Below are 6,000 nucleotides of genomic sequence, written 5' to 3' on the forward strand. Positions count from 1 at the left end.
TTTAGTTTTTTTGTGTAAGCGCCCATTCCCACGCTTGAGTATTGTATAGCGGCACTGTTGATAGCGCATGATGATGGCTGCCACTGGATTCTTTCGTTGAGTACGATAAATACAATAAGGTGCGGTTTTCAGCATCGTAAATACGACGCACCTTTAAAGATTTAAATAAAATACTTTTAGATGATTTAAATACCACCTCGCCCGACTTACTTCGGTCAATTTCTTGTAGCTGCTGTGCTGTAATAGGCCCCGTTTGACGGCACGCAATTGACATATCAGACGGATCAGAAAAGTCCAAATTAGCCTCTATATGGCTAATGTGGCACGTAACACCTTTAATAATCGGATCTTGCTGCGAATTAACCACGACATCTTTAGTTGTAAATAACCCAAGGCTTACCGACGCAACATCATCAGAGCAAGCACTCAACGTAACTAGCGCACCTGCAAGTAAAGCTAAACGTTTAAATTTTTGTGGTAATTTCATACTTATCCTTATCTATAATAGGTAACTTAGCATCTACGTCACTAAGCAAAGGTTCACCTGTTTGTTTTATACTAACATCAAAAATAAATACGACTAAATTAGTTTAAAGTAAAGATTTTAGATAGCCCTAGGTTTAGCGAACCCTGTTGTATTTGATACAATTAACCCTCGCTAATGCAGTAACTCATAATAGGAAACGCCTAAATGCCGCATATTATTATTGAACACTCAGAAGACCTCCCTGTTTTACCACAAGTACTAGTAGAGAAAATTCATAACAGTACTTTTGAAAGCGGACTTTTTGATTTAGAAACAATTAAAACACGCGCAATTGCATACCAACAATACCAACTAGGTATAGGTAAAGAAGGGTTTATTCATATTCAAGTGCATATAATGGCAGGGCGAACGGTAGAACAAAAACAAATGTTAAGTGAGCACCTACTCGCATGTTTAAAAACCTACTGCAGAGACTCTGATAGCTTAAGCGTCAATATTTACGATATGGATCATGATGTATATCGAAAAAATTAGTTAACTTTTGTCGTTTTGAGTAATAAAAGTACACAATAGTAAGTAAAAGCCCCAATAGGGGCTTTTTGAATATTAAATACTTGCTCACTGCTGTTTATAAAAAACTTCTGATGAGTTACGAACGCCAGTAGATAACATTACTAATAAACAAGAAGATTGCGCAGAGCACACGGTGAAAGGACAAAGGCGCTTAGAGCAACCTATGACAGTGCCTGGTAGGGGAATTAACTATTTGCAACGCTATAATACTGGCAGAGTCCATAAATGTTCACTTTCAAAAGCATCTAATCGCGATCTGCTCTTTTTGCTAGCAGCACCAATGGATTTATATAGTTACGCATAAGGGAGGATGACTGAGCTAAAAAATTATGACTTAGCAGATCGCTAGCTCTTAGAGTTTTACCAAAAGAGCTAGACTACTTTAGAGCTGAAATTACTGAAACCTATTTAAAGTAATTACCAATATCAAATTACTTTTGAGATAACTCTATTTATCTACCGGATCTCTCTGATACTAATTTTTGTAACCAATAGCCATCATGCTTTTCAAAAATATTAAGCCCTTCTTTGGTCTTGACTAAAACATTATTACCAACAGTAGTATAATAAAGTGGGTTTGGATCAATCGATATTAATGCATGTACTCTGCCTATCATGTCATCTGAAAGGTGCTCTTCTAAAACGCTAACATCTTTAATACTAAGAGTGATGTAATCATATAGCTGTTTCGCAGTTATCTCAGATTTTAATTTTTGTACTGAGGCGTCTGCGACCCCCACACAGTTTGAATAAAAATCTATTCCAAGCATAGTTTGTTTGTTTTCACATAACGACAAGTCTGAAAACTGTGCAAAACATGTACTTGGGAATAATAAAATTAATAACTTTTTCATCGGGCCACCTGATAACGCTCTTCAATATTCCAACTTCTCCAGTCGGCAAATAATTTTTCAAACTGTTTCGGGCTTTGCGCAAAGCCATCTTCGATCGCTTGAATATCCCACATAGTTTTAATCTGAATACCAGCACTTAATGCATTTAAAACAGCAGCTGTTTTAAATGCTGGTATACCTGTTTTCACCTCAAGAGCCTCACCAGCAGCGTCTGCAGTAGCTTCGGCCATGAAAGCAGTTTTAGATAAATCTGAGGTTGGATCTGCAGCAGATAATAATTTAGGTATAGCCTTCAATACCATTAACTTTGTCAAATCTTGTGTCAGTGATTGCTTCATTAAAAAGCATTGTTGGCGGTTATTAACTATGAAGCTATATTGCCGTTTAGATAACTTTGCACCTGATAGCATATCAGCACTCGTCGCAATCGCAACACACCCCATGACAGTCGTTGTGTCTGCGTTTCTAATTTTTTCGCGCAGAACACCGATATTTCGTTCGATCATAATTTTATTTGACATAACATTCCCTCGTTCAATAAAAATAAAAGGGTACATCAATTTTTTATTACTTTCCACATTTGAAATATTTTGTCGATTAGATACTGATAATAGCTTTTTATTTTTTTCTATTTAAAAAAAGAGCACAGGGTAATTTAGGTTAGTAGATATTTACTTGGGAAGCTTTGAAAAGTGGTGGCCCCTCCCAGACTCGAACTGGGGACCTAACGATTATGAGTTGCAAAACAAGGACTTACTACGAGTTACTTTTTAATATAACTATTTACTAATTTTCATAGCTATATCATAGGGTTATTGAATACACCCTACCTCTGATGCATAAATCATTATGTATTTCAGAACGTTAAATTTTACGTTCAAAGTAGCACAGAGGTAGCACCATATGTCAGACACAAAATTTCGCTTCACAGAATTGTCGCTTGAAAAGATAGAATCAAACGGTAAACGCACTCGCTATTATGACAGTCTATTGTCAGGACTCATTTTAGATGTGAGCGTCGCTGGTAAAAAATCATTTAGAGTTTATAAAAAGATACCAGGGCGAGACACCCCTATTAGTGTCACCCTTGGGTACTTTCCATCAATTACACTTGATGATGCAAGGCGAATGGCTCGTAAAGTAATGGCAGATATTGCTGAGGGTATAAACCCGAACGACCTTAAGCGCCAATTTAGAGCAGCTTCAGTTACCTTGAAAGAAGCCTTTGATTCATACATCGAATCTAGAGATCTTAAACCTATAACGAAAAGAGGTTACCACCAAAAAATAAACTGCTATTTACCAGACTGGCATAACAAGCGCCTAGCCGATATTAATCAAACAATGATTTTAAAGCGCCAGCGAGAAATAACCTCAAGAAGCCCTGCTCAGGCAAATTATACCATGCGCCTAATGCGTGCTTTATTTAACTTTGCTAAAGCTGAATATAAGTCTTCAGAAGGCCGAACATTATTTCCAGAAAACCCTGTAAGTGTACTTTCTGAAAAACGAAACTGGAATAATATAAAGCGTAAAACAACACGTCTGCGCCGATCACAACTAAAACCATTTATAGATGCATTATATGAAGTCAGAAATGAAGCTGCTAAATATCGTAAAAATAGCCGTGTAGGTTTTTGTGACTACCTAGAATTTTTGACCTTTTCAGGCTTGAGAAGATCTGAGTTACTACAACTCAAGTGGTCACAGGTACACCTTGAAGATAGGATATTCATCCTCAAGGATACAAAAAATGGCTTAGACGTCGAGTTTCCTATTACAGATCGATTAGCTGAGATATTTAATCGACGAAAAGAATATAAGGTATCTGACTATGTGTTTGGGACAGATAGTAAAAAGGGCTACCTTACTGATCCTAAAAAGACGCTGAAACATGTATGCCAAATTGCAGGAGTAAAAATCACTTCGCATGATTTGCGTCGCACATTTACATCAATGGCTGAGAGTAGCGGAGTATCAGGATACCTCCTGAAACGCCTTCTAAACCATATTACAGATAAAAGCGACGTAACTGCTGGCTATTTAATTTTAACTGCTGAGGAGCTTAAAGAGCCAGCGGAAAAGGTAACCGAAACAATTGCAAAATATGCAGGCTTGATTGAGCAAGAGCCAGAAAATAAAATGACCAAAATGAAAAGTTTATTAGCAAACTTAACTAAGGAACAAAAGATTGAGTTGATGAGTGCTTTGCTAAGTTAAAATTTATGCTGAATCAGTTTATTTTAAATCTAAAAAAGTCCCTTAGTGGGACTTTTCATTAATTATCTTTGAGTTGCAGACGCTTTATTGACAAGCTGCACTTGAGAGGTAATAGCGCGCTCAATAACTTGACTATAAACTCGCTTCTTCTCGCTTGAACTAGAATCTAACACAAAATCTGAAAGCTTAGAGTTTTGCGTTGGCTTTGGCTTAATTAAATTTGAAAACATAAACACTCCTAAAGCTCGTTTTTTGAGCTGGATGGTGATTCTATCAGGCTCTCCAGATCTTCTCTAGTGAATTTTTCATCTAAATGATGCTCTATTGCCTGAACGTTATCGTGATAAAAACGTGTTTTGCCCTTATTATTTTTAACTAATAAATCCACTTGAATTTGACTACCGAACTTGAGCTTAAGTTCCCTTATAGCCTCCTGAGAAGAAAAGAACTGATCAATAAAGGTCTTAGGTAGAATTCTACGTCCTTCTAGCTTTTCTCTTGCCTCAACGAACTCCCAAGCGAGATCTGGTTTTTGATATACAAACAGAATTAGTACTTGCCTTTCCTTACGGATAGAGCGTTCAATATTCTTTTTTGCAACATCATAACTTGCCAAAGTCCCATCTAACAAAAAAGATTGCTTGTTTTTAAACGCATGGTCAAGTGTTCGCTCTACAATAAAAGAAACTGCGCGATGAAATAAATACGAGTTATCACCTGTATAACCAGGTATAAGCTCTCTCAGTTCATCAGGATCAAGCCTAAGTACATTATCAGCTCCAATTTCTTCCAAAAAGGCTTTTGAAGCTTCAGTTTTACCTGCACCAGGCGAACCAGCCATAAAAACAGAAACTGGTCTTGCTTCGGGAGGAAACTGGTTTTTGTCTGTTAACTCGCGAGCTATACGAGTCCTATTACTTTTAGCGTAGCTTATCGCCTGCCGCTCTAGTTCTTCTGGTGTCATATAAAACCTTAATTATCTCTATTCATTATGTCACTTAAGTAGTTATTCGCAAGTGATCAAACTCAGAGTAAGTCTATATAAGATTAAACGTCTTTTATGTAAGGCGGCTCTTTTCATACACATAATTTTTATTCACAATTCGTGCCTATTAAATTAAGTTTTTTTGTTTTTTAGTTATTAAAGCTATTAAGTAGCACGCTGCATCCACTGATAATAAAGGGCTACAAAGGTGTTACTATTCGCAAGTGACAAACATCTGTACGTCAGTAACAAACTTTCAGTCGTCAGTAACATAAAGCGGTTCACCAGTGACAAACTTTTTTTCATGAGTGACGTTACTAATTATTACTTATACATAATTTATTCAATATACAATGAGACTGTTCATTGCTCATGATATGTATAATTTTTTTCCACGAAGAAAATTATTGCTGGGAGCAATTAGAATACCTAGATCTGAACTGTCAATTGAAACCCCCGCATTTGGATGGCATGTAAGAATAAGATCTAAAGCACGTATAAACCGTCGTTTGAATCGGCTAAGTTCAAGCCTTCTGAGATATGGAAATATATCTTTATGAAGAGTGGACCACGGCACGAAACTAGCTCTACTTTTTTCATAACCTCGGCGAACCAAGTAGATGTATAAATCATGAGCAAGCACAATGTCTTTACTCCTAGCAAACTTAAGAAAACGTAAGTCGATTGAAATAATACCCTTTTTATAGGCTACAAGTGCTTTAAAGCTATTGGAGGGGATATAGTGAACTTCCTTGTATTTTGCGTTGTAGATGCCTAGATGCTGATCACCCAGTAAGTTATCAGCTTCTGCAAAAAAGCCTCTTCTTCTCAATTTATCTTTAGACTTTTCAGTTGGTTCAATTGTAAAGGTAATATCAAAT

Annotated in this window: 8 protein-coding genes; 2 read left to right on the forward strand and 6 right to left on the reverse strand. The window is 36.7% G+C overall.

What is annotated here, in order from left to right:
* Position 1 precedes the first annotated feature (1 nt).
* A complete protein-coding gene (locus P20495_RS07980) occupies positions 2-487 on the reverse strand; it encodes a CreA family protein (RefSeq protein WP_008136925.1) in 486 nt (161 codons plus the stop codon).
* Between the two features lie 204 nt (positions 488-691).
* Here P20495_RS07980 and P20495_RS07975 point away from each other — a divergent pair, with 204 nt between their 5' ends.
* Complete coding sequence (locus P20495_RS07975) at positions 692-1,021, forward strand: 5-carboxymethyl-2-hydroxymuconate Delta-isomerase (RefSeq protein WP_007376008.1); 330 nt, start codon at positions 692-694, stop codon at positions 1,019-1,021.
* 491 nt (positions 1,022-1,512) lie between these two features.
* On the opposite strand, the gene P20495_RS07970 is transcribed toward P20495_RS07975, so the two are convergent.
* Together P20495_RS07970 and P20495_RS07965 are read right to left on the reverse strand one after the other, a co-directional pair.
* Positions 1,513-1,914, reverse strand: a complete 402-nt coding sequence (locus tag P20495_RS07970; protein WP_008136929.1) for a hypothetical protein — start codon at positions 1,912-1,914, stop codon at positions 1,513-1,515.
* Entirely contained in the window at positions 1,911-2,435 is a 525-nt protein-coding gene (locus P20495_RS07965) for a hypothetical protein (protein WP_008136931.1), read from the reverse strand. The genes P20495_RS07970 and P20495_RS07965 overlap by 4 nt, the downstream gene beginning before the upstream one ends.
* Before the next feature lie 382 nt (positions 2,436-2,817).
* Here P20495_RS07965 and P20495_RS07960 point away from each other — a divergent pair, with 382 nt between their 5' ends.
* Positions 2,818-4,134, forward strand: a complete 1,317-nt coding sequence (locus P20495_RS07960; protein WP_008136934.1) for a tyrosine-type recombinase/integrase — start codon at positions 2,818-2,820, stop codon at positions 4,132-4,134.
* 62 nt (positions 4,135-4,196) lie between these two features.
* On the opposite strand, the gene P20495_RS22205 is transcribed toward P20495_RS07960, so the two are convergent.
* From P20495_RS22205 to P20495_RS22120, 3 genes are all read right to left on the reverse strand, one after another.
* Positions 4,197-4,364, reverse strand: coding sequence for a hypothetical protein (locus P20495_RS22205; RefSeq protein WP_008136936.1), 168 nt, complete (start codon positions 4,362-4,364; stop codon positions 4,197-4,199).
* An 8-nt stretch (positions 4,365-4,372) separates the two neighbouring features.
* Complete coding sequence (locus tag P20495_RS07955; protein ID WP_008136938.1) at positions 4,373-5,098, reverse strand: zeta toxin family protein; 726 nt, start codon at positions 5,096-5,098, stop codon at positions 4,373-4,375.
* A 391-nt stretch (positions 5,099-5,489) separates the two neighbouring features.
* On the reverse strand, positions 5,490-6,000 hold a 511-nt coding region (locus P20495_RS22120), incomplete at its 5' end, for a hypothetical protein (protein WP_033015971.1).

This window comes from Pseudoalteromonas sp. BSi20495, assembly GCF_000241185.1.
Classification (GTDB): domain Bacteria; phylum Pseudomonadota; class Gammaproteobacteria; order Enterobacterales; family Alteromonadaceae; genus Pseudoalteromonas; species Pseudoalteromonas fuliginea.

Bases quoted from the DNA above. Each gene is read 5' to 3' on its own strand.
- P20495_RS07955 (WP_008136938.1), bottom strand. From the start codon at position 5,098: ATGACACCAGAAGAACTAGAGCGGCAGGCGATAAGCTACGCTAAAAGT.
- P20495_RS22205 (WP_008136936.1), bottom strand. From the start codon at position 4,364: ATGTTTTCAAATTTAATTAAGCCAAAGCCAACGCAAAACTCTAAGCTT.
- P20495_RS07975 (WP_007376008.1), top strand. From the start codon at position 692: ATGCCGCATATTATTATTGAACACTCAGAAGACCTCCCTGTTTTACCA.
- P20495_RS07960 (WP_008136934.1), top strand. From the start codon at position 2,818: ATGTCAGACACAAAATTTCGCTTCACAGAATTGTCGCTTGAAAAGATA.
- P20495_RS07965 (WP_008136931.1), bottom strand. From the start codon at position 2,435: ATGTCAAATAAAATTATGATCGAACGAAATATCGGTGTTCTGCGCGAA.
- P20495_RS07980 (WP_008136925.1), bottom strand. From the start codon at position 487: ATGAAATTACCACAAAAATTTAAACGTTTAGCTTTACTTGCAGGTGCG.
- P20495_RS07970 (WP_008136929.1), bottom strand. From the start codon at position 1,914: ATGAAAAAGTTATTAATTTTATTATTCCCAAGTACATGTTTTGCACAG.